The organism is Streptomyces tauricus, from assembly GCF_014650955.1.
Lineage (GTDB): Bacteria > Actinomycetota > Actinomycetes > Streptomycetales > Streptomycetaceae > Streptomyces > Streptomyces tauricus.
Map to the genome: position 1 here is coordinate 15,530 of NZ_BMVY01000021.1, position 24,481 is coordinate 40,010.

Here is a 24,481-nt window from a genome sequence, read left to right on the forward strand (position 1 = left end):
GGTGATGGGGGAAGAGGGAGCGGCCCCTTCAGGCCACGCAGGGTCACTTCCGCCCCCTCCGGACGTCACATCTGCACCCTGAGCCTCGCATGCAGTGATCGTGCGGCGGCGTCCGTGAGCGAGGCGATCTGGTCGACGATCACCCTCTTGCGGGCCCGGTCGTCGCACGCCTCGTCGAACAAGGCCCGAAACTGCGGGTCGAGGCCTTCCGGCGCCCGCGCGGTGAGCGCCTCTGCCAGCTCGGCGACGACGATCCGCTGGTCGGCGCGGAGCAGCTCCTGCTCGGCGCGCTGCATGACGTACCGGTCGGCGACGGCCTTGAGGACCGCGCACTCCAGGCGCGCCGCGCGCGGGACGACCAGCTCGGCGGCGTACCGCGTGAGCCTGCCCGTCCCGTACCTCGCGCGGGTGGCGCTCTCGGCGGCGAGGCAGAACCGGCCGATGAGCTGGCTGGTGGCGTCCTTCAGCCGGGCCTGGGCGACGGCCGAGCCGTCGTAGCCGTTCGGCCACCACTGCTGGGCCAGGAGCCGGTCCAGGGCCTCGGCCAGCTCCGCGGGGTCGGTGTCCGCCGCCACGTACCGACCGACGGCGACCTGGAAGATCTCCTGGCGCTCGGGCTCCGCGTGCAGGCAGCCGGGGTCGATGTGCCCCGCGTGCAGACCGTCCTCCACGTCGTGCACCGAGTACGCCACGTCGTCGGCCCAGTCCATGACCTGGGCCTCGAAGGTGGTGCGGGTGCCGGGGGCGCCCTCGCGGATCCAGTCGAAGACGGGGCGGTCGTCGTCGTAGACCCCGAACTTCGGGGAGTGCGGGTCGGTGGGGTGGGCGCCGCGCGGCCAGGGGTACTTCGTGGCGGCGTCGAGGGTGGCGCGGGTGAGGTTGAGGCCGACGCTGACCAGGCCGTCACCGTCCGCGAGGGCCGCCGCCGGGACGGCCGCGCCGCGCACGAAGCGCTTGGGCTCGATACGGGTGAGGAGTCTGAGCGACTGGGCGTTGCCCTCGAAGCCGCCGCAGTCCTCGGCGAACTCGTTCAGCGCCTGTTCTCCGTTGTGCCCGAACGGCGGGTGGCCCAGGTCGTGGGAGAGGCAGGCCGCCTCCACGAGGTCGGGGTCGCAGCCGAGGGCGGCGCCCAGCTCGCGGCCGACCTGGGCGCACTCCAGGGAGTGCGTCAGACGGGTGCGGGGGCTGGCGTCCCAGACCTGACTGCGTGTGCCGGGGGTGACCACCTGGGTCTTGCCCGCGAGACGGCGGAGGGCGGAGCTGTGCAGTACGCGGGCGCGGTCTCGCTGGAAGGCGGTGCGGCCGGGGCGTTTGTCCGGCTCGGTGGCCCAGCGGGCCACTGACTTGGGGTTGTAGGCCGGGGGGTCGGACCGGTGCTCTTGGGTCTGCCGGGGGCGGGTGGTTTCGGTGCTGGTGCCTTCCATGTCTTGACAGTAAGCGGAGGGGCTGACAAATGGGGTGTGCGGGTGGGGGTGGGGGGGTTGCGCCGTTCCCCGCACCCCTGAAGGGCGACGGGCTGCGCCGTTTTCCGTGCCTCTAAGCCGTTGCTGCCAGGGTGGTGGTCAGTGCCTCGTCGTAGCGGTGCAGAGTCAGGTGGGCCATTGCCGGGTGGGCACCCAGCGGGGGCGATGCCAGGCCGGGGGCCGCCGCCGCGCACTCCGTCGCGAAACGGCCGGGGGCCGTGAAGTACGAGGCCACCGCGACGCGGGGGCGGCCCCGCGCGGCGAACGCGCGTACGGCGGCCGCGACCGTGGGTGCGCTCGCGGAGGCGTACGCGGGTACGACGGGTACGCCGAGGCGGTCCGCGAGCAGCCCGGCGGTGCGGCGGGTGTCGACGGCCGCGTCGGGGTCGCGCGAGCCGGCCGCGGCGAGCACGACCGCGCTCGTCCGGCGCTCGGCGGCGTCCGGCGTGCGCCAGCCGGCCTCGACGAGCCGCTCGTACAGCGTCTCGACGAGCAGCGGGTGCGGGCCCAGCGGACCGGCGATCCGGGTGTGCGCCGACGAGGCGGCGGCGGCCTTCGGGATGTCCCGCTTGACGTGGTGGCCGCGGCTCAGCAGCAGCGGTACGAGGACCGCGTCACCGGTGCCGAGGGCGGCGAGCGTGTCGGGCAGCAGGGGTTCGTTCAGCTCGATGTGCCCGAGGTGCACGGGCAGACCGGGGCGCAGCTCACGGATCCGCTCCATGAGGGTCCGTACGGTGCTCAGGGCGCGCGGGTCGCGGCTGCCGTGGCCCACCAGGACGAGCGCGGGCGGGGCGGGACGCCGGGTGCCGAGCCGACTGCTTCTGTTCCGGTTCATGAGGTGCGCCGTCATGCGTCAAGGGTGCAGGCAGGAGGTTGCTACCCCGTTGCGCCGCCGTCACGGGGCTTTTCCGGGGCTTCACGGTGGGGTGCGCGGCCGTGTGAGGTGCCGGACGAGGTGCCGTGTGAGGTGTCGCGCCCTGCGCGGAGTGAACCGGATGACCGTGTGCCGCGTCTCCCGGAGCGAGGCCACCCGGGGAGGGACCGTCCCATGCGTCGTCCGAGACGTCCGCGACTGCCGCAGTTCCTGCGACCGCGGCTGCCGCGTACCCGTACCGGGCAGCGCCGGGCCGTGCAGGCGGTGATGGCCGGGTGTGTGCTCGCGCTGCTCCCCGCGACCTGGATGTACGCGGTCACGGGCGACCGGCTGCGGACCGCGGCGGACGTGCCGCGCACCGAGGTCGCGGTCGTCTTCGGCGCCGGGCTGTGGCAGGGCGAGCCGTCCCCGTACCTCGCGCACCGGCTGGACGCGGCGGCGGAGCTGTACCGGTCCGGCCGTATCCAGGTGGTGCTGGTCACCGGCGACAACAGCCGCGAGGACTACGACGAGCCGGACGCCATGCGCGCCTATCTCACGAAGCGGGGTGTGCCCGACGGGCGGATCGTCAGCGACTACGCCGGCTTCGACACCTGGGACTCCTGCGTACGGGCCAAGAAGATCTTCGGCGTGGACGAGGCCGTACTGATCAGCCAGGGCTTCCACATCCGGCGGGCGGTCGCGCTGTGCCAGGAGGCGGGCGTGGCGTCGTACGGGGTCGGGGTGGACGCCGTGCACGACACCACCTGGTACTACGGCGGGGCCCGCGAGGTGATCGCGGCGGGCAAGGCGCTCCTGGACGCCGCCTTCGAGCCCGACCCCCTGTTCCTGGGACCCCAAGAACCGGGCGTGGAAAGGGCGTTGGCGTCCGCCAAACGGTCTGCCGGGCAGTAGCGACGAGAGGGATGTCACGCCGCCGACGGGGTTTGGCGGCGGTCGCTCACCCTGCCGCGTGAAAGCGGGGTCGATGCGTTCTGTAGTCAACTGACTACGGATAGTGTCTTTTTCAGCAGCCCGGACCTTCAACCGGGCTTGATGGAAGGACACATGATGACTGGACTTCGTACCGCTTTCGTCGCCGCCATGGCGGCCGCGCTGCTGTCGGTGCCCGGTGCCGTGGCGACCGCCTCGGCGGACAGCGACGAGTCGCTGCGCGAGCCCGGATGTGCCAAGCTCGGCGCCTCCGGCTGGGGCTGGGCCGACATCCACAACGTGTGCGGCCACACGATCTCCGCCTCTGTCGAAGTCGACGGGTGGGACCCCAGCTGTATCCAGATCGGACCCGGTGGGGTCGGGCGCATCGGCCTGGAGGCGGGCGACGAGCCGTACTACGCGTACGAGTGCTGAGCGGGGCCGCGCGAGCTGATCGGGTGTGCGGGGCCGGGTGCGCGTGGCCGCGCGTGCCCGGCCGGGCGAGCGCGACCGGGTGAGCGCGGTCTCCGGGCGGGCGGTGGGGCGGGAGCACTGGCGGGTGCTCCCGGCCCGCCGCCCCTCCTCATGCGGGCGCCCTCACGGTCGGCCGCTGCCGGCGGGGAGGTCCCCGTGCCTGCCGCGTAACGGGGTGCGTCGTGCCGTGTAACACGTCCGACGCACGCTGGGCGGTATGCAGACCTCCGTGACGCCCACCCACTGCCCGTACTGCGCGCTGCAGTGCGGCATGAACCTGACGCCCGTGCCGGACGGCGACGGCGGCAGCGTGGTCGAGGTGACGGAACGCGCCGACTTCCCGGTGAACCGGGGCGCCCTGTGCGGCAAGGGCCGCACCGCGCCCGCGCTGCTCTCCTCCCGGGTGCGGCTGACCTCCCCGCTGATCCGCAGGGACGGCGAGCTGCGCCCGGCCGGCTGGGACGAGGCGCTGGACCGGATCGCCGAGGGGCTGTCCCGCACGCGTACGGAACATGGCCCGGACGCGTGCGGGGTCTTCGGCGGGGGCGGGCTGACCAACGAGAAGGCGTACACACTCGGCAAGTTCGCCCGGGTCGCGCTCGGCACCTCGCAGATCGACTACAACGGACGTTTCTGCATGTCGTCCGCGGCGGCCGGCGGCATCAAGGCCTTCGGCCTGGACCGAGGGCTGCCCTTCCCGCTGGAGGACATCCCGAGGACGGGCTGTGTCGTCCTCGTCGGCTCCAACCTCGCCGAGACGATGCCGCCCGCGCTGCGCTACCTCACGGAACTGAAGGAGAACGGCGGCACGTTGATCGTCATCGATCCGCGCCGCACCCGTACCGCCGAACAGGCCGACCTGCATCTCGCGCCGCGGCCCGGCACAGATCTCGCCCTGGCGCTCGGGCTGTTGCACCTGGTGGTGGCGGAGGGGCGTACGGACGAGGCGTACATCCAGGAGCGCACGAGCGGCTGGGAGGAGGCGCGGGCCGCGGCGATGGCGCACTGGCCGGAGTACGTGGAACGGATCACGGGGGTGTCCGTTCCCCAACTCCGCGAGACCGTGCGGATGTTCTGCGAGCCGGAGTCCGCGATGGTGCTCACCGCGCGCGGGCCCGAGCAGCAGTCCAAGGGCACGGACACGGTCGGCGCGTGGATCAACCTCTGCCTGGCGACCGGGCGGGCGGGCCGGCCCTTCTCCGGGTACGGCTGCCTCACCGGACAGGGCAACGGGCAGGGCGGGCGTGAACACGGGCAGAAGGCCGACCAGTTGCCCGGCTACCGCAAGCTCGACGACCCGGCCGCGCGGCGGCACGTGGCCGAGGTCTGGGGTGTCGACCCCGACTCGCTGCCGGGGCCCGGGCGCAGCGCGTACGAACTGCTCGACGCCATGGGTACGGACATCCGCTCGCTGCTGGTGATGGCCTCGAACCCGGTGGTGTCCGCGCCCCGGGCCGCCCATGTCGAGGAGCGGCTGCGGTCGCTGGACTTCCTGGCCGTCGCCGACGTGGTGCTGTCCGAGACGGCGGCGCTCGCGGATGTCGTGCTCCCCGTCACGCAGTGGGCCGAGGAGACGGGCACGACGACCAACCTGGAGGGGCGGGTGCTTCTGCGCAAGCAGGCGATCACTCCTCCGGAGGGCATCCGCAGCGATCTGTACGTGATACGTGAACTCGCCGCCCGGCTGGGTGTGGAGAAGGGCTTCCCCACGGACCCGGAGGAGGTCTTCGAGGAGCTGCGGCGGGCGAGCGCGGGTGGGGCCGCGGACTACTCGGGGATCACGTATCGGCGGCTGGCGGAGGAGAACGGGGTGTTCTGGCCGTGTCCCGCGGAGGAGCCCGGTGGTCCGACGGGGGTCGCCGCCGGTGCCGGTGCCCCTGCCGGTGCGGGTGCCGGTGCGGGCGGGGTGCATCCCGGTACGCCCCGGTTGTTCCTCGACCGGTTCGCCACGCCCGACGGGCGGGCCCGGTTCGTCGCCGTGAACCATCGGCCGCCGGCGGAGGAGCCGGACGAGGAGTACCCGGTGCTGCTCACCACGGGGCGGGTCGTCTCCCAGTACCAGTCGGGTGCGCAGACGCGGCGCGTCGACGAGTTGAACGCCGCCGCGCCCGGTCCGTTCGTGGAGCTGCATCCCCGGCTGGCCGAGCGGCTGGGGGTCGTGGAGGGGGAACCACTGGCCGTGGTGTCGCGGCGGGGGCGGGCGGTGGCGCCGGCGCGGATCACCACCGCGATCCGGGCCGACACGGTGTTCATGCCGTTTCACTGGCCGGGGGAAGGGCGGGCCAACACGTTGACCAATCCCGCGCTTGATCCGGTGTCGCGGATGCCGGAGTTCAAGGCGTGTGCGGTTCGGGTGGAGCGGGTGGCGGGACGCGGCGGGCGGTGAGGGCTGGTTGCGCCGTTCCCCGCGCCCCTGAAAGGCGAAAGACTGCGCCGTTCCCCGGGCCCCTAGAGGGGGTGCCAGTTGCCGTTGTTGATGAGGGTGCCGGTCGCTCTTAGTTCTGTTGCTACCGCTGGGGCGGCCACGTATACCCAGGCTCGTATGCGTGTGGCGTCCGTCAGACGGGTCACGTCTCTGGCCACTCGTTCGTAGAGGTTGGCCGGGTTGCCGGGGGTGTACTCCTCCAAGTGGTCGAGTGCGGCCAGGAGTTGGGTGTACTCGGCGGGGTCCGCTGTGACGAGGGTGCCGTGGACCACGCCCCCTTCCTCGGGTGCCTCGACGGCGTACGGGTAGCCGGGACCGTCGTACAGCAGCGCGCCCGTGAGGATCGCCGGGGTCTCCGAGAGTGTGCGGCCACGAAGGAAGATGTCGTGGTTCCTCTCGCCTCGCAGCAGCGTCCCGTAGACGAAGAACGGCAGTTGGCTCACCGTAACGATTCTTGCTCCTCGCACGTCCGCCCACCACGACGGGAGGTCCGGTCAGCCGCCACCGCGTGCGTGTCGTGCGATCCGGCCGCGCCCCCGTCGGGTGCGAACTCCACGCGTAAGAGGTCCAGTTCGCACCAGACGGACCTGCCGACGGTCAGCGTGTCCACGCCCCACCGGTCGGCCACGTGCCCGACGATCAGCTGAGCGAGACTCCGTGTCATTCCTCCACACCCTCGGCAAGGAGCCCTGAACAGTGCCCGCGTTCCGCTATCGCAAGTCCACGTACAGCGACGACCTGGCCGGGTGCGTCGAGACAGCCCCCAAGATGCACCCCGACGAACTCGACATCGACGGGGCGCTCGTCGGGCGGCTCGTCGCCGAGCAGTTTCCGGGGTGGGCCGGGCTGTCCGTGGTGAAGGTCGCGTCCGCCGGGACCGACAACGCCATGTACCGGCTCGGCGCCGACATGGTCGTACGGCTGCCGCGGCGCCCCGGCGGCGCGGGGCAGGTCGAGAAGGAGCAGCGCTGGCTGCCCACGCTCGCGCCGCGGCTGCCGCTCGCCGTCCCCGTGCCGCTCGCGGAGGGCGCGCCCGGGCAGGGGTACGCGCTGCCGTGGGGTGTGTTCCGGTGGCTGGACGGCGAAAACGTCTACGACCGGCCGCTCGGCGGGGGCGCCGCGCTCGCCGACGCCGCCGTCGAGCTGGGGCGGTTCGTCGCCGCGTTGCGGGAGGTCGACGCCGGGGGCGGGCCGCCCTCCTGGCGTGGCGGGCCCCTCACCGACGACCGGCACGTCCGGGCCGCGATCCGTGAGCTGGGCGCCGACGGCACGTTGGACGCGAGCGAAGCGACCGCCGGCTGGGAGGGCGCCCTGCGGGTCCCCCGGTGGACCGGCGAGCCCGTCTGGCTGCACGGCGACCTCCTGCCCGGCAATCTGCTGGCCCAGGACGGCCGCCTCAGCGCGGTCATCGACTTCGGCGGGCTCGGCACCGGCGACCCGGCGGCCGACGTACTCGCCGCCTGGGCCGTGTTCGACGCCGGGACCCGGCCCCTGTTCCGCGAGGCCGCCGGCGTCGACGACGACACCTGGGCCCGGGGGCGCGGCTGGGCCCTGTACTTCGGGCTGACGGCCGCGCACCACTACCGGGTCACCAATCCCGTACTCGCGGCCGTGGGCCGCCGGGCGGTGGCGGAGGCGCTCGCGGACGCCGGGTGACAGGCCGGGTGACTGCCCGGGTGACTGCCCGGTCGGTCAACTGCCGTACGGGCGCACCGCCTTGGCGTCCCGTAGCGCCGAGGCCCACCACGCCAGCTGGTCCAGCATCACCTTCGCCGCCGCGTCCGGCGCCGCGGGGTCCCGGTGGCGGCCCTCGTCGTCGAAGGACGCGCCCGCGTTGTGGAAGGACACCGTGTCGCGGACGGTGACGGCGTGCAGCTCCGCGAAGACCTGGCGGAGCTGTTCGACGGCCCGCAGGCCGCCCGAGACCCCGCCGTACGAGACGAAGGCGACCGGCTTGGCCCGCCACTCCTCGTAGTGCCAGTCGATGAGGGCCTTGAGGGATGCCGGGAAGGAGTGGTTGTACTCGGGGGTCAGGACGACGAAGGCGTCGGCGGCGGCCAGCTTGGGCGTGACCTTGGCCAGCTCGGCGGTCACTTCGGGGGGCGGGGAGTAGGAGAGGGCGGTCGGCAGCCTCGTATCGGCCGTGTCGACGACCTCGGCCGTGAGGTCGTCGCGTTCGCGGAACCGGCCGAGGAGCCAGTCCGCGACGACGGGACCGAAGCGGCCCTCGCGGTTGCTGCCGACGATGACGGCGACCTTGAGGGGGGCCGGGAGAGACACACTGAGAGGGGCGGAGACGTCCGCTGTCGGGTTCATGGGACCGAGCCTCACACCTGAACCAAACTTGAGGTCAAGCCGATGACGCGTGGACTCCGGCGCGTACCGGTCACCCGTTCACACGTGCCGCCCGCCGTCTTCGGGTTCTTGTCGCCGAGGCGTCGCCCGTACGCCGGTGACCTGCTGAAACGTCCCCGGATTGGCCGCGCGCGGCTTCCGTCTGACACCCGTTCACCGCACTTCTGACGTGACATCAGGAGGCGGGTGCCCGCGACTGCCACTTACCTCGGTAGGGCAGGGCGTGACCGACGCAGCGACACATGGCGGTGTCGCGGGTCGCGCCCCCTCGGAGGAGCCAGCACGATGTGTACAGCCCGCCTGCTGACCGGTACCGCGCTCGCCGTCGCCTCGGCGGCCCTCTGCGCGGCGCCCGCGTACGGGGCGCCCACATATGGGGCGGAGGCGGGGCCGAAGGCGGGTACCGGGTCCATCGAGCTGTATCCGTCCACCGTCGCGCCCGGCGCCGAGGTCACCGTCAACACCGCCTCGTGCGAGGCCGACGACGCCGTGTCGGGTGACGCCGGGGCCGTCGGCGCGGGCGGTTTCACGCTGATCCCCAGCGCGCACGAAGGGGACGCGGTCGGCCACTTCGAGGTGCCGCCGTCCGCGCAGCCCGGCACGTACGAGATCGTCGTGCGCTGTTCGAGCGGTACGCGGATGACGGGCGACCTGGTGGTCACGCTCACCTCCACCCAGGAGAGCAGGCCGCAGACGCAGGTCCATCCGCGCGGAAGTGTGAAGACGGGGGTCGGCGGCGCACTCGGCCCCGACCCCGTGCAGACCGCGGCGGGAGTGGCCGCCCTGGCCGTCGCCGCCGCGGGCGGTACCTGGCTCCTGCATCGCCGGGCGAGAGGCGACGGGATCTGACGGACATCCTCCGCTGTCCACCGGTACCGCCGTCCCCTCCCCCTCCCGGCCCGACGCCCCTCGCGGCCCGGAGGGGGACGCGGGACCCGAAGAACCGTCACAGGAGGAGAGGGGGCCCACGTGCGGGTGCGTCCGTTCAGCAATGTCTCGATAGCCGCCGCCACCCTCGTCGCGCTGCTCTGCGGGGCCTGGCTGCTGCACCGCGGCGCCCAGACGCACGCGCCGCCCCAGCCGTCCGCCGCGCAGGCCCGCGCGGGCGGCCATGTGGACCGGCCCGCGGCCGACGCGCTGCCGCACTCGCCGCCCGACCGCGTCCGCATCCCCTCGATCCGGGTGGACGCCCCCCTCATGGGCCTCGGCCTCTCCCCGCAGGGCAGCCTCGACGTGCCGCCGGCCGCCAGGAAGAACCTGGCCGGCTGGTACGAGGCCGGTACCGCGCCCGGTGAGAAGGGCACCGCGATCGTCGCCGGCCATGTCGACAACGCCGAGGGACCCGCCGTCTTCTACCGGCTCGGCGCCCTCAAGAAGGGCAGCACGATCGAGGTCGGACGCCGGGACGGCAGCGTCGCCCTCTTCTCCGTCGACACGGTCGAGGTGTACGACGCCCGCGACTTCCCGGACGAGCGGGTGTACGGGGCCGCGGGGCGCCCGGAGCTGCGCGTGATCACCTGCGGGGGCGGCTACGCGGCGGGCACCGGCTACCAGGGGAATGTGGTCGTCTTCGCCCATCTCACGGGCAGCCGCCGGGCCTGACCGTCGGGGGACGGTGGGGGGCGGTGGGTCTGACCGCCCGGGGGGGGGACAGTGGGGGGCGTTGGGGCTCAGAGCCAGAAGTCGTACGCCAGCTTCGCCACCAGCGCGAACACCACCGTCAGCAGCACACCCCGTACGAAGCCGCTGCCCTTCTTGAGCGCGGTGCGCGCCCCGGCCATCGCGCCGACGAGGTTGAACACGGCCATCAGCGCGGCCAGCTGCCAGAACACCGTGCCCTTCCAGGCGAAGGTCGCCAGCGCGCCCGCGTTCGTGCAGCAGTTGATGATCTTCGCGGTGGCGGAGGCCGACACCAGGTCGAGGTGGAGCAGCGCGGTCAGGGCGAGGACCAGGAACGTGCCCGTGCCGGGGCCGACCAGCCCGTCGTAGAAGCCGATGCCCAGGCCCGCTAGTCCGATCGCGGCGAGGACGCGGCGCGGTGAGACGGGCTCGGTCGAGGGCGCCGTACCGAACGCGGGCTTCAAGATCACGAAGGTGCCGACGCCGAGCAGGACGACCATGACCACCGGTTTCAGGATCTCGGTGCTCATCCCGGTGGCGACGAACGCCCCGGCCGTGGACCCGGCGAGCGCCGCGAGCCCGATCCGTATCGCCGTGCGGACGTCCACGGGCGCCTTGCGCGCGTACGTCACCGCCGCGCCCGTCGTCCCGACGATCGCCACGGCCTTGTTGGTGCCGAGCGCGTACTGGGCCGCCGAGCCCGAGTTCGGCAGGCCGAGGAGCAGGGCGGGGAGGAGGAGCAAGCCGCCGCCGCCCACGACCGCGTCGATCCAGCCGGCCGCGAGGGCGGCGAGGCACAGGACGACGACCATGGTCAGCGATATGTCGGGCATGATCGCGACCCTATGGACGGGATAGATGCGCCGTCCATGAATTTCTTGAAGCTTGAGGGTCTTCTGAGGTAGCGCCGAGGCAGTGCTGCTGAGCAGCGCGTCGGTAGTGCCGTACGAGGTCAGGCGGCCGTCGTCTTGAGGTAGCGCAGTACCGCGAGGACCCGGCGGTTCTGGGTGTCGGAGGGCGGCAGGCCGAGCTTGGCGAAGATGTTGGCGATGTGCTTCTCCACGGCCCGTTCCGAGACGGTGAAGGACGCGGCGATCGCCTGGTTCGTACGCCCCTCGGCCATCAGCGCCAGCACCTCGCGCTCGCGGGGCGTGAGGGCGTCCAGGGCGGTGGCGCGGCGGCTCGCGCCGAAGAGCTGGGCGACGACCTCGGGGTCGAGGGCGGTCCCGCCCGCGGCGATCCGCTCCAGCGCGTCCACGAACTCGCCGATGTCGACGACACGCTCCTTGAGCAGGTAGCCGACGCCGCCCGGGTGGGTGCCGAGGAGCTGGGACGCGTACTTCGTCTCGACGTACTGGGAGAAGATCAGCACCCCGGTGGTGGGGTGGTCGGCGCGCAGCCGTACCGCCGCCCTGATCCCCTCGTCCGTCTGGGTCGGCGGGAGCCGGATGTCGACGACGGCGGCGTCCGGGCGGTGCTCGGCCACGGCGGTCAGCAGGGCGTCGGCGTCCCCGACGGCCGCGACGACCTCCACGCCGCGCAGCTGGAGGAGCTGGGACAGGCCGTCGCGCAGGAGGGCGGAGTCCTCGGCGATGACAACGCGCATGTGCTCCTCGTCAGCATGAAGACCGGAAGACCGGCAGATGTCGGTGCGGGGGTCTGTCGCTCAGTACGGCAGCTCGACCGTGACCACCGTAGGGCCTCCCGGTGGGCTGTCGCAGGTGAGCGTGCCGTCGACGGTCCGTACCCGGGTCAGCAGGCCGGTGAGTCCCGAGCCCGCGCCGATCGCCGCGCCCCCGCGGCCCTCGTCCCGGACGGTGAGCGCGAGCAGCCCGGCGCGGGCGGTCACCCGCACCGTGGCGCGCGGCGCTCCGCTGTGTTTGGCCGCGTTGGCGAGGAGTTCGGCGACGCAGAAGTAGGCGATCGACTCGACGGCGGGCGCGGGGCGGTCCGCGACGTCGGTGACGACCTCGACGGGCAGGGCCACGTCCGCGGCGAGGGTGGCGAGGGCCGTGTCGAGACCCTGGTCCAGTACGGGCGGATGGATGCCCTTGACGAGATGGCGCAGGTCGGCGATGGCTTGCTTGGCGTTGCCCCGGGCGGTGTCCACGACGGCGAGAAGCCGCTCGTGGTCCACGTCCGCATGCGCCTCTGTACCGATCAGCTCGCGGATCATCGTCAGCTGCATGGCGAGCCCGACGAGCCGGGCCTGTGTCCCGTCGTGCAGGTCGCGTTCGATGCGGCGGAGGGTGGCCGCCGCGTCGTCCACGGCCTGCGCGCGCGTCTCCTCCAGGGTGCGGATACGGCGGTCCGCGGCGCTCGGGCCGAGCGTGGCGGTGAGCAGCAGGCGGTGCGGGGTGAGGGCGTGGCGCATCAGCCAGGGCGCGGCCGACAGGAGCAGGAGGCCCGCGGTCACCGGGATCAGCCACCGGGGCCAGGAGTCGAGCTGGACGCCGAGGACTTCGAGGGACACGTGCCGTACGGAGTCGCCGTCGCGCACGGTGTGGTCGTTCCAGCGCTTGAGGAGGGGGTGGAGGGCCAGCTGGGTCCCGTAGGCGTACGTGCCGAGGGCGGCCGCGTAGGCGAGTACGGCCGTGAAGGGCACGCCGAGCGCGCAGCCGACGGCGCGCCAGCCGGTCCGGCCGAGGAGCAGGGCGCGGCGGCGGCCGAGTACGCCGCGCGCGACGGGTGTCGGCGGCTCCTCGATGTCCAGGTGCAGGAGGCGGCGTGCGAGGGCCCGTTGGAGCGCCCCGAGCGCGAGCGCGCCCCGCACGGTCAGCGCGAGGACCCACAGCCCCAGCGTGGTCACGGACAGGACCCCACCGACGAGCAGCCCCGCGAGGGTCAGCAGACAGCCGACGAGGGCGAGCGGAAGCGCGACGAGCGCGTACAGGAGCCCGGCGAGGGCCCGCGGCGCAAAGGCCCCGAGCGGCCACCGAGCGACCGCGCGCACCCCCGCGGGAGTCAGGTGCCGCATCCCTACCCCCTCGCCCTCATCGCGCCGCCGACAGCCCGGATTACGCCGCCCGCACGGGTCGCGCGGCTCGCGCGGGCCGCGCGGGTCGCACGGACCACACGGGTCACACGGGTCACACGGTGGCCCGGCCCCCAAGCCTTCCGTGTTCCGGGCCCGCGGGCGATGGTGCCCGCACGGGGGTGAAGGGTTCGGCTATCCCCACCCCGGGGCCCGGCCTGGCCCTCACTCCGGAGCCAGGCCGAGGGCCAGGCCTGCTCACCAGGCACTCTCCCCCGGGGGTGGGAACCCTCACATCCGGGGGTGGGGGTCGCTGAGGGCAGCGTTCCTCGTGGGAAACAGTTGTGATGCTGCCGGGTAACACCGGCACCGCACGCTGCCGTACATGACCTCGAATACGCGTGTGGTGGTGATCGGCGCCGGCCTCGCGGGCGTACGGCTCGCCCGCAGGCTCGGAGAGCTCGGCGTGTCCGCCGTACTCGTCGGCGAGGAGGAGCACCCCCCGTACAACCGGGTGCTGCTCGCGGAGGTCCTGGCGGGGCGGTACGCCCCCGAGGTCATCGCGCTCCCGGCGCCCGAGCGGCTGACCCGCGGCCGGGTGGTGCACATCGACCGCGCCCTGCGGCACGTACACCTCGCCGACGACACGGTGATCGCATACGACACGCTGGTCCTGGCCACCGGCTCGAACCCGGTACTGCCGCCGCTGCGCGGCCTGTTCGCCCCGGACCGGCACGAACTGCCCGCGGGCGTCCACGCGTTCCGCACGATGGACGACTGCCTGGGCCTGTCCGCCGCCGTACGGCAGGACACCCGGGCCGTCGTCATCGGCGGCGGACTGCTCGGCGTCTCGGCCGCCCGCGCCCTCGCCGAACGCGGTGCACAGGTGGTCCTGGCCCAGCAGGGCGAGCGCCTGATGGAACGTCAACTGGACCCGTCTGCTTCCAAGTTGGTGCACCGGCACCTCAAGAACCTCGGCGTCGAGGTGCACACCGAGACCCGGGTGCGCGGCGTGCGCTGCGTCGAGGGCGCGGTCCGCTCGGTCGAGATGGCCGACGGCTACACCCTCGGCGCCGACCTGGTGGTGCTGGCCTGCGGAGTGCGTCCGCGCGCGGGCCTCGCCCAGGACGCGGGTCTCGCCGTCCACAAGGGCGTCATCGTCGATAACGAGCTGCGCACCTCCGACCCGCACATCCGGGCGATCGGCGACTGCGCGCAGCACGACGGCCAGGTGTACGGGCTGGCCGCGCCCGCCCTCGAACAGGCCGATGTCCTAGCCGAGTTGCTGGCCGAGTCGCCCATCGCGTCACCGGCGGGTGCCGCCGGTTACAGCGGCACCCGTGCCCTCACCCGGCTGACACTCGCCACCGGCAGCTCCCACACCTCCGGGGGTCCTCTCGACCTCGCCGCCTTCGGGGAGCACACCGCGCTCCCCGGGGACGACGTCATCCAGCTCACCGACGCCACCCGCGGCACCTACCGGAAGGTCGTCGTCCGCGACGACCGCCTGGTGGGCGGCGTACTCGTCGGCGAGCTCGGCACCGTCGGCGCGCTCGCCCGCGCCTGGGAGGGAGCGGAACCGCTCCCCGCGGACGGCGCCCCGCTGCTCCACCTGCTCACCAACGATGGAGGCTCCTGATGTCCACGACCGCACCTGTGGGAACCGGCCCCCGCCCCACGATCGTGCTCGTCGGCCACGGCATGGTCGGCCAGCGCTTCCTGGAGGCGCTCGCCGAGCGCGGCCTGACCGCGACGCACCGGGTGGTCGTGCTGTGCGAGGAGCCGCGGCCCGCGTACGACCGCGTACAGCTCACCTCGTACTTCTCGGGCCGTACGCCCGAGGAACTGTCCGTCACGGACATGGAGTTCATCGCGGAGCACGGGATCGAGCTGCACCTCGGGGACCCGGCCGAGACCGTCGACCGGGCCGCCCGTAAGGTCACCGCCCGCTCGGGCCTCGTCGTCGGCTACGACACGCTGGTCCTCGCCACCGGTTCGTTCCCCTTCGTGCCGCCCGTGCCGGGCAAGGACGCGGAGGGCTGCTTCGTCTACCGCACGATCGAGGACCTGCTCGCCATCGAGGAGTACGCGAAGGCGCGGGCGACGACCGGCGCGGTGGTCGGCGGCGGACTGCTCGGACTGGAGGCCGCCGGCGCGCTGAAGGGGCTCGGACTCGCCACGCACATCGTGGAGTTCGCGCCCCGGCTGATGCCCGTCCAGGTCGACGAGGGCGGCGGCGCGGCGCTGCTGCGCACCATCGAGAACATGGGCCTCACCGTCCACACCGGCACGGGTACGCAGGAGGTCGTCACCGGCGACGACGGCGCGGTGACCGGCATGAAGCTCTCCGACGGTTCGACGGTCGCCACCGACCTGGTGGTGTTCTCGGCCGGGGTACGCCCCCGTGACCAGCTCGCCCGCGACTGCGGGCTGACCGTGGGCGAACGCGGCGGCATCAGCGTCGACGACCAGTGCCGTACCGTCTCCGACCAGCGGGTCTTCGCGATCGGCGAGTGCGCGCTGGCCTCGGACGGCCGGGTGTACGGGCTGGTGGCGCCGGGTTACGAGATGGCGGAGACGGCCGCCGCCACGATCGCCGCCGAGACGGCCCCCACCGAGACCGCCGACGAGGCCGCCTTCACCGGGGCCGACCTGTCCACCAAGCTGAAGCTGCTCGGTGTCGACGTCGCCTCCTTCGGTGACGCGCACGGCGCCGCCGCCGACTGCCTCGACGTCGTCTACGCGGACTCCCGCTCGGGCACGTACAAGAAGCTGGTCATCGGGCCGGGCGGGGAGCTGCTCGGCGGCATCCTGGTCGGCGACGCGGACGCCTACGGGACCCTGCGGGCGTTCACCGGTTCGGTGCCGCCGATCGCCCCCGAGCAGCTCGTCCTCCCGGCCGGCGCGGGCGCGCCCGTCCAGCTCGGCCCGTCCGCCCTTCCGGACGAGGCGATCATCTGCTCCTGCCACAACGTCACCAAGGGCGCGATCCGCGGCGCGGTCACCGAGCACTCCTGCACGACGGTCCCCGAGGTCAAGAAGTGCACCAAGGCCGGTACCGGCTGCGGCAGTTGCGTGAAGGTCCTCGGCCAGCTGGTCACCTCCGAGCTGGAGGCGAGCGGCGTCGAGGTCGACAAGGGCCTGTGCGGCTGCTTCTCCCAGACCCGCGAGGAGCTGTACGAGATCGTCCTCGCCCTGCGCATCTCCTCGTACCAGCAGCTCCTCGACCGGTACGGCCGCGAGAACGCGCGGGGCGGTGACGGCTGCGAGGTCTGCAAGCCCACGGTCGGCTCGATCGTCGCGTCGCTCGCGCCCACGATCGGCGCCGAGGGGTACGTCCTCGGCGGCGAGCAGGCCGCCCTCCAGGACACCAACGACCACTTCCTCGCCAACCTGCAGAAGAACGGCTCGTACTCGATCGTGCCGCGCATCCCCGGCGGCGAGATCACCCCCGAGAAGCTCATCGTGATCGGGGAGGTGGCGCGGGACTTCGGCCTCTACACGAAGATCACGGGCGGCCAGCGGATCGACATGTTCGGCGCGCGCGTCGAGCAACTTCCTTTGATCTGGGCGCGGTTGGTGGACGCGGGCTTCGAGTCCGGGCACGCGTACGGGAAGTCGCTGCGGACGGTGAAGTCGTGCGTGGGGCAGACCTGGTGCCGCTACGGCGTCCAGGACTCGGTGCGCATGGCGATCGACCTGGAGCTGCGCTACCGGGGACTGCGGTCCCCGCACAAGCTCAAGTCGGCGGTGTCCGGGTGCGCCCGTGAGTGCGCCGAGGCCCAGTCGAAGGACTTCGGCATCATCGCGACGGCGGCCGGGTGGAACCTGTACGTCGGCGGCAACGGCGGCGCCACCCCGCGCCACGCGGACCTGCTGGCCCAGGACCTCTCCGACGCCGAACTGATCCGCCTGATCGACCGGTTCCTGATGTTCTACATCCGTACGGCCGACCGGCTGGAGCGCACCTCGACGTGGCTGGAGCGGATCCCCGGCGGTCTCGACCACGTCCGTGACGTGGTCGTGGACGACTCGCTGGGCATCTGCGAGGAGCTGGAGTCCCTGATGACGGCGCATGTCGCCGCGTACCGCGACGAGTGGGCCGAGACCATCAACGACCCGGAGAAGCTGTCCCGCTTCGTCTCGTTCGTGAACGCGCCGGACACGCCCGACCCGGTCGTCGGGTTCGTCCCCGAGCGCGACCAGATCAAGCCCGACCTGCCGCTGCTGACCATCGGCACCCGTCCCCTGGAAGGAAGCGCCCAGCGATGACGCTCGCACCGGAGACCACGACGCTCAGGGTCCAGCTGCGGCTGGCCGGCCCCGACGGCACCGACGACGACTGGTTCGCGGTGTGCGACCTGTCCGTGCTGATGCCTGGGCGGGGGGTGGCGGCGCTGCTGCCCGACGGGCGTCAGGTGGCGCTGTTCCTGGACCGCACGGGGCGCATGTACGCGATCGACAACCGGGATCCGTTCTCGGGGGCGGCGGTCCTCTCGCGCGGGCTGACCGGGTCCCACGAGGGCCGCCCGTTCGTGGCCTCCCCGCTCCTGAAGCAGCGGTTCGACCTGGCGTCGGGGGTGTGCCTGGACGACGAGTCGGTACGGGTGACGACGTACGAGGTACGGGCGCGCTAGGGGGCTTCCCTGCGCCGTTCCCCGCGCCCCTTGGGGGCGGGGGGGAACTGCGCGGCTCACCTCGGGCGGCCCGCACCTGCGTCCAGCCCTTCCCATTCCCAGTGGACGAGCCCTCGTCATTGCGTGGCCACGACACGTCCACCCCCCGCTTCTAAGCTGCCGACGTTGCGCGACCCCGTCCCCGACCGGTGGACGGGGCAGCCTCGGCACCCCCTTGGAGCGACAGTGGAACGTCGTACTCTCCTGCGCGCGGCCGTACTCGGTGGTTCATCGGCCGTCTTCGGCGGCACCCTGTGGCGCGGCGCCGCCCACGCCGCGCCCGCCCAGCCCGGCACGGGCCCGTACGGGGCACTCGGCTCGGCGGACGCGAACGGCGTCAGGCTGCCGAGCGGCTTCACCAGCCGGGTGATCGCCAGGTCGGGCCAGACGGTCACCGGTACCTCGTACACCTGGCACAGCGCCCCCGACGGCGGGGCCTGTTACGCCGACGGCACAGGGTGGATCTACGTCTCGAACTCGGAGATCAACCCGTCCGGCGGTACCAGCGCCGTGAAGTTCTCCTCGGCGGGCGCGATCACGGGCGCGTACCGCATCCTGTCCGGCACGCGGCAGAACTGCGCGGGCGGCAGGACACCGTGGAACACCTGGCTGTCCTGCGAGGAGGTGTCGCTCGGGTACGTCTACGAGACCGACCCGTGGGGTGTGAACGCCGCCGTGCGCCGCGACGCGATGGGCCGTTTCAAGCACGAGGCCGCCGCCGCCGACCCGGTGCGCAAGGTGGTGTACCTGACCGAGGACGAGACGAACGGCTGCCTGTACCGCTTCGTGCCGACGACCTGGGGCAGCCTCTCCGCCGGCACCCTCCAGGTCCTGGTCGCCGGTACCGCCACCTCCGGCTCCTTCACCTGGGCGAACGTGCCCGACCCGGACGGCTCCCCCACCACGACCCGTACGCAGGTCTCCGGTTCGAAGAAGTTCAACGGCGGCGAGGGCTGCCACTACGCCGACGACACGGTCTGGTTCACCACCAAGGGCGACAACCGCGTCTGGCAGCTCAACCTGAACAGCGACACCTACGAACTGGCCTACGACGACTCGCTCGTCACCTCCGGCACCGCCCCGCTGACCGGCGTCGACAACATCACCGGCACCTCCTCCGGTGACCTGTTCGTCGCGGAGGACGGCGGCAACATGGAGATCTGCGTGATCACGCCCGACGACGTGATCGCCCCGTTCCTGCGCATCGACGGCCAGTCCGGCTCGGAGATCACCGGACCCGCCTTCTCCCCCGACGGCTCCCGTCTCTACTTCTCCAGCCAGCGCGGCACCAGCGGCAGTTCGTCCGGCGGCATCACGTACGAGGTGAAGGGCCCGTTCCGCGCGTAACCCCGTCCGAGGCTTTACAGAAGACGGGCCCGTGAGCGGAGAGTTACCGTCCGGTCACGTCACGTTCGCATCACGGGTCCGTCATTCCGCCGCAGCACCGAGAGCCCCTCTCATACTTTCGTCACCTCACATCCGACTGATCACCCTCGTGATCATGCATACGGATATCGACAGATATCTGGGGGCTCACCGTGAACCTGTTCCGCAAGTCCGCCTCCGTGGCCGTAGCCGCGCTGGCCGTCGCCGCCTTCTCCGCAACCGCCGCCGAGGCCCACGACGGCCTGCACCCGTTCAAGAACTGCACCGAGGCGTACGAGAACGGGTACTCGAACATCGTCAAGGGCGACGACCACTACGGCGAGCACCTCGACCGCGACAAGGACGGCATCGGCTGCGACCAGCCGCCCGCCGACTTCGTCCCCGCGAGCGACCAGGACACGGACAACCAGGGCACGGACGGCCAGAACGCGGACAGCCAGGACACGGACTCCGGGCAGGAGAAGAAGTCCCCCGACCTGGCGGAGACCGGCGGCAGCGGCGCCACCCCGTACCTCGCGGCGGGCGGCGCGGCCGTCCTGCTGGCCGGCGGCGGCGTGCTGTTCACCCTGCGCAGGCGCCGCGACATCCGCTGACCCCGCCGCGCCCGCGGTCAGGGGCACGGACACGCACAAGAAGAGGCGGCGCCCCCGCACAGGGCGTCGCCTCTTCCTTTTCGTGCACCGGTGCCGCGGTCCGTCGGTGAGGGTGGGATGGCGGACCGCGGCCCCGGAGCCCTGCGGGGCGGCCTACCGGTGGTCGCTGCCCGTCGAGGTGGAGGCCGCGCGGCCCGCTTCCAGACGAGCGACCGGGATGCGGAACGGTGAGCAGGAGACGTAGTCGAGTCCCACCTCGTGGAAGAAGTGGACCGACTCCGGGTCGCCGCCGTGCTCGCCGCAGACGCCGAGCTTGAGGTCGGGGCGCGTCTCACGGCCCGCCTTCACCGCGTCGCGTACGAGCTTGCCGACGCCGTCCCGGTCGATCGTCTCGAACGGGGAGACCCCGAAGATGCCCTTCTCCAGGTAGGCCGTGAAGAAGCTGGCCTCCACGTCGTCCCGGCTGAAGCCCCAGACGGTCTGCGTGAGGTCGTTCGTGCCGAAGGAGAAGAACTCCGCCGCCTCCGCGATCTGACCGGCGGTCAGCGCGGCGCGCGGCAGCTCGATCATCGTGCCGAGGGAGAGTTTCAGGTCCACGCCCGTGTGCTCCTGCACCTCGGCGATGACCTGCTCGGCCTCCTCGCGGACGATCTCCAGCTCCTGGACCGTGCCGACGAGCGGGATCATGATCTCGGCGCGCGGGTCGCCCTTGGCGTTCTTGCGCTCGGCGGCGGCCTCGGCGATCGCCCGTACCTGCATGGTGAACAGGCCCGGGATGACCAGCCCGAGGCGTACGCCGCGCAGGCCCAGCATCGGGTTCTGCTCGTGCAGCCGGTGGACGGCCTGGAGGAGTCGCAGTTCGTTCTCGTGGGGGTCCTGGCGGGCCTCCGCGAGCGCCACCCGCACCGACAGCTCGGTGATGTCGGGCAGGAACTCGTGCAGCGGCGGGTCCAGGAGCCGGACGGTGACGGGCAGGCCGTCCATCGCCTCGAAGAGCTGCACGAAGTCCTGCTTCTGCAGCGGCAGAAGCTCCTTCAGGGACTCCTCGCGCTCGGCGTCGGTGTCCGCGAGGATCAGCCGCTCCACCAGCTCGCGCCGGTCGCCGAGGAACATGTGCTCGGTGCGGCACAGGCCGATGCCCTGGGCGCCGAAGCGGCGGGCGCGCAGCGCGTCCTCGGCGTTGTCGGCGTTGGCCCGCACCCGCAGGCGGCGCTTGCGGTCGGCGAAGGCCATGATCCGGTGGACGGCCTCGACCAGTTCGTCGGCGTCGTCGGCGCCCGCGTGCATGCGGCCCTCGAAGTACTCCACGACGGGGGACGGCACCACCGGGACCTCGCCCAGGTAGACCTTGCCGGACGAGCCGTCGATGGAGATGACGTCGCCCTCCTCCACCACGTGCCCGCCGGGGACGGTCATCCGGCGCCGCTTGGTGTCGACCTCCAGCTCCTCCGCGCCGCACACACAGGTCTTGCCCATGCCGCGGGCGACGACGGCCGCGTGGGAGGTCTTGCCGCCGCGCGAGGTGAGGATGCCCTCGGCGGCGATCATGCCGTCGAGGTCGTCGGGGTTGGTCTCCCGGCGGACCAGGATGACCTGCTCACCGGAGCGCGACCACTTGACGGCCGTGTACGAGTCGAAGACCGCCTTGCCGACCGCGGCGCCCGGCGAGGCGGCGATGCCCCGGCCGATCTGCGACACCTTCGCCGTGTCGTCGAAGCGGGGGAACATCAATTGCGCGAGCTGGGCGCCGTTGACGCGCTGCAGCGCCTCGGCCTCGTCGATGAGGCCCTGGTCGACGAGCTGGGTGGCGATCCGGAAGGCGGCGCCGGCCGTCCGCTTGCCGACGCGGGTCTGGAGCATCCACAGCTGCCCGCGCTCGATGGTGAACTCGATGTCGCACAGATCCCGGTAGTGGTTCTCCAGGGTCTTCATGATCTGCATGAGCTGGTCGTACGACGTCTTGTCGATCTGCTCCAGATCGGCGAGCGCGACGGTGTTGCGGATGCCCGCGACGACGTCCTCGCCCTGCGCGTTCTGCAGGTAGTCGCCGTACACGCCCTGGTGTCCCGAGGCCGGGTCGCGGGTGAAGGCGACGCCGGTGCCCGAGTCGGGGCCGAGGTTGCCGAAGACCATGGAACAGACGTTGACGGCGGTGCCGAGGTCGTGCGGGATGCGCTCCTGGCGGCGGTAGAGCTTGGCCCGCTCGGTGTTCCAGGAGTCGAAGACCGCGTGGATGGCGAGGTCCATCTGCTCGCGCGGGTCCTGCGGGAAGTCCCGGCCGGCCTCGGTCTTGACGATCTTCTTGAACTTGGTGACGAGCTTCTTCAGGTCGGCCGCTTCGAGATCGGTGTCGACCGCGACCTTCTTGGTGTGCTTCGCCGCCTCCAGCGCGTCCTCGAAGAGCTCGCCGTCGACGCCGAGGACGGTCTTGCCGAACATCTGGATGAGCCTGCGGTACGAGTCCCACGCGAAGCGGTCGTCGCCGGCCTGCTTGGCCAGGCCCTGCACGGACTTGTCGGAGAGGCCGATGTTCAGGACGGTGTCCATCATGCCGGGCATGGAGAACTTGGCGCCGGAGCGGACCGAGACGAGGAGGGGGTCGTCGGCCTGTCCGAGCTTCTTGCCCATCTTCGCTTCTAGGGCGTCGAGGTGCGCACTCACCTCGTCACGCAGTGCCGCGGGCTCGTCGCCGCTGTCGAGGTAGGTCTTGCAGGCCTCGGTGGTGATGGTGAAGCCGGGAGGGACGGGAAGGCCCAGGTTGGTCATCTCCGCGAGGTTGGCACCCTTGCCGCCGAGGAGATCCTTGAGTTCCTTGTTGCCTTCGGTGAAGTCATAAACGAACTTCACGCTCCCGGCGACGCTCTCGACACTGCTGCCGACGCCGCTGTCGCCGCTCGCGGCTACGTGGGGATCTTTGTTTTCCGACACGGGTCTCGACTCCTCGACGACGCGGTGGCTGCCCTGACGACGGGGAACATACCCAGATCGAAGGCGTCTGGGTACGTCCACTTGTGCGTCATACGGCTGTAACCACGCGTCCGCCAGCAGATCGAAAGTCAAGGGACGGTAAGCCGATGGGGCGTACAACGTTCACTTCTTGAAGGCAGCGGCGCCCACAGACCCGGCAATGCGCTCAACTGAGCGGCTATCGGCACGTCTGAGTTCACGTCGTCAATGATCAAAGGGTGGCACTGAGTGCCACCCTTTGGAGAAGTGCAGCCATCCATGATCCGCTCATCTGAGCGAAACATTGATCATGCGTGGCGAGAATCACGCCGTTTTCCGCGCCCGGATTTCACCATGCGGACGCGTTCCCCGACCGGAAACACCACCGTCACACCGCCGCGCACGGGTGCCCCGCACGCGCCCCGTCGCCTCACACACCCAGGACGAGCAGGCGCTCCTCGATCCGCTCGGGCGCGTACAGGTGCTCCACGACCAGCGCACCGGCCCCGACCAGGGCCGCCCGGTCGCCGAGCCTGGACGTGACCACGTCCAGGTGTGCGGTGGAGCGGGGCAGGGCCCGCTGGTAGAGCAGTTCGCGCACACCGGTGAGGAAGGCGGTTCCGGCCAGATCCCCTGCGATCATCAGGACCCCGGGGTTCAGCAGGGTCACCACCGTGGCCAGGACGTCACCGACGTGCCGCCCCGCCTCCCGCGCGAGCGCCGCCGCGCCGGGGTGCCCCGAGGTGAGCAGATCGCGTACATCCGAGCCCGACGCCGCCGGAACCCCCGTCTCCGCCAGTCTGCGCGCCACGGCGCCCCCGCTGGCGACGGCGGCGAGACAGCCGTACGAACCGCATCTGCACAGCGCGTCGGCGCCCTCCGGGACCCGGATGTGCCCGATGTCCCCGGCCCCGCCGTCGATGCCCCGGTAGATCGTGCCGCCGACGACCACGCCCGCGCCGATACCGGTGGAGACCTTCACCAGGACGAAGGCCGAGCAGTCGGGGTGGGCGGTGCGCTGCTCCCCGTACGCCATGAGGTTGGCGTCGTTGTCGACCAGGACGGGGACCGGCCCGGCGCCCGTGTGTTCGGTGAAGGCGCGCGTCAGGCGGGCCCTTATGTCGTAGCCGTCCCAGCCGGGCATGATCGGCGGCTGGACGACCCGGCCCGTGTCGGAGTCCACCGGCCCCGGCACGGCGAGCCCGATCCCGCACACCTCGGCCGCCCGGTGCCCGGCCTTCTCGAGCAGTTCGGCGAACCAGCGGCCCAGTTCGCCGAGGACCACGTCCGGGCCGTCCTCGACGAGCAGCGGCCCGGCGTGCTCGGCCAGCAGCTCACCGGTGAGGGACAGCACGGCGGCGCGCGCGTGCCGGGTGTCGAGGTCGGCGGCGAGAACAACAGCGTGGGAGTCGTCGAACTCCAGGCGCACCGACGGGCGTCCGCCGAGCGGTGAGTCCACCGGGCCCGCGGCACCCTCGCGCAGCCAGCCGGCCCGGAAGAGTCGGTCGAGGCGCTGTCCGACGGTGGCCCGGGACAACCCGGTGACCTGTTGCAACGCTCCTCGGGTGGTGGCGCGCCCGCTGCGCACCAGCTCCAGCAGGTCGCCGGAGCTGGCCTGGCTCCCGGCCTTCCCGGTCCTGACGGCCATTCCGCTCCTCCCTACGGTCCCGGTCATACAGACCCCTTGCGTTCCCCAACTCTGCATTACATATTGAGTTCTGCGTGTTAAATAGACGTAACTCTACGGTGGTTACTGCCGAACCGATCGGCCGCATGTCTTCGG

General features: G+C 72.0%; 20 protein-coding genes. 11 read left to right on the forward strand and 9 right to left on the reverse strand.

The window, feature by feature from the left end; genetic code table 11:
• Window positions 1-65 precede the first annotated feature (65 nt).
• Both IE278_RS26885 and IE278_RS26890 read right to left on the reverse strand, forming a co-directional pair.
• Window positions 66-1,424, reverse strand: coding sequence for a deoxyguanosinetriphosphate triphosphohydrolase (locus IE278_RS26885; RefSeq protein ID WP_189775854.1), 1,359 nt, complete (start codon window positions 1,422-1,424; stop codon window positions 66-68).
• Between the two features lie 112 nt (window positions 1,425-1,536).
• On the reverse strand, window positions 1,537-2,313 hold the full coding sequence (locus IE278_RS26890; RefSeq protein WP_189775855.1) for a sirohydrochlorin chelatase: 777 nt from the start codon (window positions 2,311-2,313) through the stop codon (window positions 1,537-1,539).
• Window positions 2,314-2,511: 198 nt separating this feature from the next.
• Between IE278_RS26890 and IE278_RS26895 the strand changes: the two genes are divergently transcribed.
• From IE278_RS26895 to IE278_RS26905, 3 genes are all read left to right on the forward strand, one after another.
• On the forward strand, window positions 2,512-3,231 hold the full coding sequence (locus IE278_RS26895; RefSeq protein ID WP_189775856.1) for a SanA/YdcF family protein: 720 nt from the start codon (window positions 2,512-2,514) through the stop codon (window positions 3,229-3,231).
• A gap of 153 nt (window positions 3,232-3,384) precedes the next feature.
• Window positions 3,385-3,684 carry a hypothetical protein gene (locus tag IE278_RS26900; RefSeq protein WP_189775857.1) on the forward strand — a complete coding sequence of 100 codons (300 nt, stop codon included), beginning with the start codon at window positions 3,385-3,387 and terminating at the stop codon, window positions 3,682-3,684.
• Window positions 3,685-3,940: 256 nt separating this feature from the next.
• Window positions 3,941-6,109 (forward strand): molybdopterin oxidoreductase family protein, encoded by a 2,169-nt coding sequence (locus tag IE278_RS26905; protein ID WP_189775858.1) that lies wholly within the window; start codon window positions 3,941-3,943, stop codon window positions 6,107-6,109.
• Between the two features lie 62 nt (window positions 6,110-6,171).
• On the opposite strand, the gene IE278_RS26910 is transcribed toward IE278_RS26905, so the two are convergent.
• Window positions 6,172-6,600, reverse strand: a complete 429-nt coding sequence (locus IE278_RS26910) for a gamma-glutamylcyclotransferase family protein (RefSeq protein ID WP_189775948.1) — start codon at window positions 6,598-6,600, stop codon at window positions 6,172-6,174.
• A 316-nt stretch (window positions 6,601-6,916) separates the two neighbouring features.
• Here IE278_RS26910 and IE278_RS26915 point away from each other — a divergent pair, with 316 nt between their 5' ends.
• Window positions 6,917-7,804 (forward strand): aminoglycoside phosphotransferase family protein, encoded by an 888-nt coding sequence (locus IE278_RS26915; protein WP_189775949.1) that lies wholly within the window; start codon window positions 6,917-6,919, stop codon window positions 7,802-7,804.
• Window positions 7,805-7,840: 36 nt separating this feature from the next.
• Here the strand turns inward: IE278_RS26915 and IE278_RS26920 are convergent, their stop codons facing one another.
• Window positions 7,841-8,464 (reverse strand): NADPH-dependent FMN reductase, encoded by a 624-nt coding sequence (locus IE278_RS26920; protein WP_189775859.1) that lies wholly within the window; start codon window positions 8,462-8,464, stop codon window positions 7,841-7,843.
• 324 nt (window positions 8,465-8,788) lie between these two features.
• Here IE278_RS26920 and IE278_RS26925 point away from each other — a divergent pair, with 324 nt between their 5' ends.
• A complete protein-coding gene (locus IE278_RS26925) occupies window positions 8,789-9,352 on the forward strand; it encodes a GVDTG sorting domain-containing protein (protein ID WP_189775860.1) in 564 nt (187 codons plus the stop codon).
• 120 nt (window positions 9,353-9,472) lie between these two features.
• Window positions 9,473-10,105, forward strand: coding sequence for a class F sortase (locus IE278_RS26930; protein ID WP_373312089.1), 633 nt, complete (start codon window positions 9,473-9,475; stop codon window positions 10,103-10,105).
• A 68-nt stretch (window positions 10,106-10,173) separates the two neighbouring features.
• Here the strand turns inward: IE278_RS26930 and IE278_RS26935 are convergent, their stop codons facing one another.
• The 3 genes from IE278_RS26935 to IE278_RS26945 all read right to left on the reverse strand — a co-directional run bounded on the left by IE278_RS26935 (window position 10,174) and on the right by IE278_RS26945 (window position 13,100).
• Window positions 10,174-10,956, reverse strand: coding sequence for a sulfite exporter TauE/SafE family protein (locus IE278_RS26935; protein ID WP_189775861.1), 783 nt, complete (start codon window positions 10,954-10,956; stop codon window positions 10,174-10,176).
• A gap of 119 nt (window positions 10,957-11,075) precedes the next feature.
• Window positions 11,076-11,729, reverse strand: coding sequence for a response regulator transcription factor (locus IE278_RS26940; RefSeq protein WP_189775862.1), 654 nt, complete (start codon window positions 11,727-11,729; stop codon window positions 11,076-11,078).
• Window positions 11,730-11,789: 60 nt separating this feature from the next.
• The gene (locus tag IE278_RS26945; protein ID WP_189775863.1) at window positions 11,790-13,100 is read right to left on the reverse strand and encodes a sensor histidine kinase; all 1,311 of its coding nucleotides are present in this window, start codon (window positions 13,098-13,100) and stop codon (window positions 11,790-11,792) included.
• Between the two features lie 382 nt (window positions 13,101-13,482).
• Here IE278_RS26945 and IE278_RS26950 point away from each other — a divergent pair, with 382 nt between their 5' ends.
• The 5 genes from IE278_RS26950 (at window position 13,483) to IE278_RS26970 (ending at window position 19,752) form a co-directional block, all read left to right on the forward strand.
• On the forward strand, window positions 13,483-14,736 hold the full coding sequence (locus IE278_RS26950; RefSeq protein ID WP_189775864.1) for an NAD(P)/FAD-dependent oxidoreductase: 1,254 nt from the start codon (window positions 13,483-13,485) through the stop codon (window positions 14,734-14,736).
• Window positions 14,736-17,369, forward strand: a complete 2,634-nt coding sequence (nirB, locus tag IE278_RS26955) for a nitrite reductase large subunit NirB (protein ID WP_189775865.1) — start codon at window positions 14,736-14,738, stop codon at window positions 17,367-17,369. Before IE278_RS26950 ends, nirB begins: the two co-directional genes overlap by 1 nt.
• Entirely contained in the window at window positions 17,366-17,734 is a 369-nt protein-coding gene (gene nirD, locus IE278_RS26960) for a nitrite reductase small subunit NirD (protein ID WP_189775866.1), read from the forward strand. The genes nirB and nirD overlap by 4 nt, the downstream gene beginning before the upstream one ends.
• Before the next feature lie 225 nt (window positions 17,735-17,959).
• On the forward strand, window positions 17,960-19,120 hold the full coding sequence (locus tag IE278_RS26965) for an alkaline phosphatase PhoX (protein WP_189775867.1): 1,161 nt from the start codon (window positions 17,960-17,962) through the stop codon (window positions 19,118-19,120).
• Between the two features lie 191 nt (window positions 19,121-19,311).
• On the forward strand, window positions 19,312-19,752 hold the full coding sequence (locus IE278_RS26970) for an excalibur calcium-binding domain-containing protein (RefSeq protein ID WP_189775868.1): 441 nt from the start codon (window positions 19,312-19,314) through the stop codon (window positions 19,750-19,752).
• 153 nt (window positions 19,753-19,905) lie between these two features.
• Here IE278_RS26970 and ppdK read toward each other — a convergent pair whose 3' ends face one another.
• Window positions 19,906-22,680 (reverse strand): pyruvate, phosphate dikinase, encoded by a 2,775-nt coding sequence (ppdK, locus tag IE278_RS26975; protein ID WP_373312090.1) that lies wholly within the window; start codon window positions 22,678-22,680, stop codon window positions 19,906-19,908.
• A gap of 448 nt (window positions 22,681-23,128) precedes the next feature.
• Window positions 23,129-24,346, reverse strand: a complete 1,218-nt coding sequence (locus IE278_RS26980) for an ROK family protein (protein WP_189775869.1) — start codon at window positions 24,344-24,346, stop codon at window positions 23,129-23,131.
• Window positions 24,347-24,481: the final 135 nt, after the last annotated feature.

Excerpts from the sequence above, each read along its gene's own strand:
- IE278_RS26885 (WP_189775854.1), bottom strand. The coding sequence starts at position 1,424 with ATGGAAGGCACCAGCACCGAAACCACCCGCCCCCGGCAGACCCAAGAG.
- IE278_RS26890 (WP_189775855.1), bottom strand. The coding sequence starts at position 2,313 with ATGACGGCGCACCTCATGAACCGGAACAGAAGCAGTCGGCTCGGCACC.
- IE278_RS26895 (WP_189775856.1), top strand. The coding sequence starts at position 2,512 with ATGCGTCGTCCGAGACGTCCGCGACTGCCGCAGTTCCTGCGACCGCGG.
- IE278_RS26900 (WP_189775857.1), top strand. The coding sequence starts at position 3,385 with ATGATGACTGGACTTCGTACCGCTTTCGTCGCCGCCATGGCGGCCGCG.
- IE278_RS26905 (WP_189775858.1), top strand. The coding sequence starts at position 3,941 with ATGCAGACCTCCGTGACGCCCACCCACTGCCCGTACTGCGCGCTGCAG.
- IE278_RS26915 (WP_189775949.1), top strand. The coding sequence starts at position 6,917 with ATGCACCCCGACGAACTCGACATCGACGGGGCGCTCGTCGGGCGGCTC.
- IE278_RS26920 (WP_189775859.1), bottom strand. The coding sequence starts at position 8,464 with ATGAACCCGACAGCGGACGTCTCCGCCCCTCTCAGTGTGTCTCTCCCG.
- IE278_RS26925 (WP_189775860.1), top strand. The coding sequence starts at position 8,789 with ATGTGTACAGCCCGCCTGCTGACCGGTACCGCGCTCGCCGTCGCCTCG.
- IE278_RS26935 (WP_189775861.1), bottom strand. The coding sequence starts at position 10,956 with ATGCCCGACATATCGCTGACCATGGTCGTCGTCCTGTGCCTCGCCGCC.
- IE278_RS26940 (WP_189775862.1), bottom strand. The coding sequence starts at position 11,729 with ATGCGCGTTGTCATCGCCGAGGACTCCGCCCTCCTGCGCGACGGCCTG.
- IE278_RS26945 (WP_189775863.1), bottom strand. The coding sequence starts at position 13,100 with ATGCGGCACCTGACTCCCGCGGGGGTGCGCGCGGTCGCTCGGTGGCCG.
- IE278_RS26950 (WP_189775864.1), top strand. The coding sequence starts at position 13,483 with ATGACCTCGAATACGCGTGTGGTGGTGATCGGCGCCGGCCTCGCGGGC.
- nirB (WP_189775865.1), top strand. The coding sequence starts at position 14,736 with ATGTCCACGACCGCACCTGTGGGAACCGGCCCCCGCCCCACGATCGTG.
- nirD (WP_189775866.1), top strand. The coding sequence starts at position 17,366 with ATGACGCTCGCACCGGAGACCACGACGCTCAGGGTCCAGCTGCGGCTG.
- IE278_RS26980 (WP_189775869.1), bottom strand. The coding sequence starts at position 24,346 with ATGGCCGTCAGGACCGGGAAGGCCGGGAGCCAGGCCAGCTCCGGCGAC.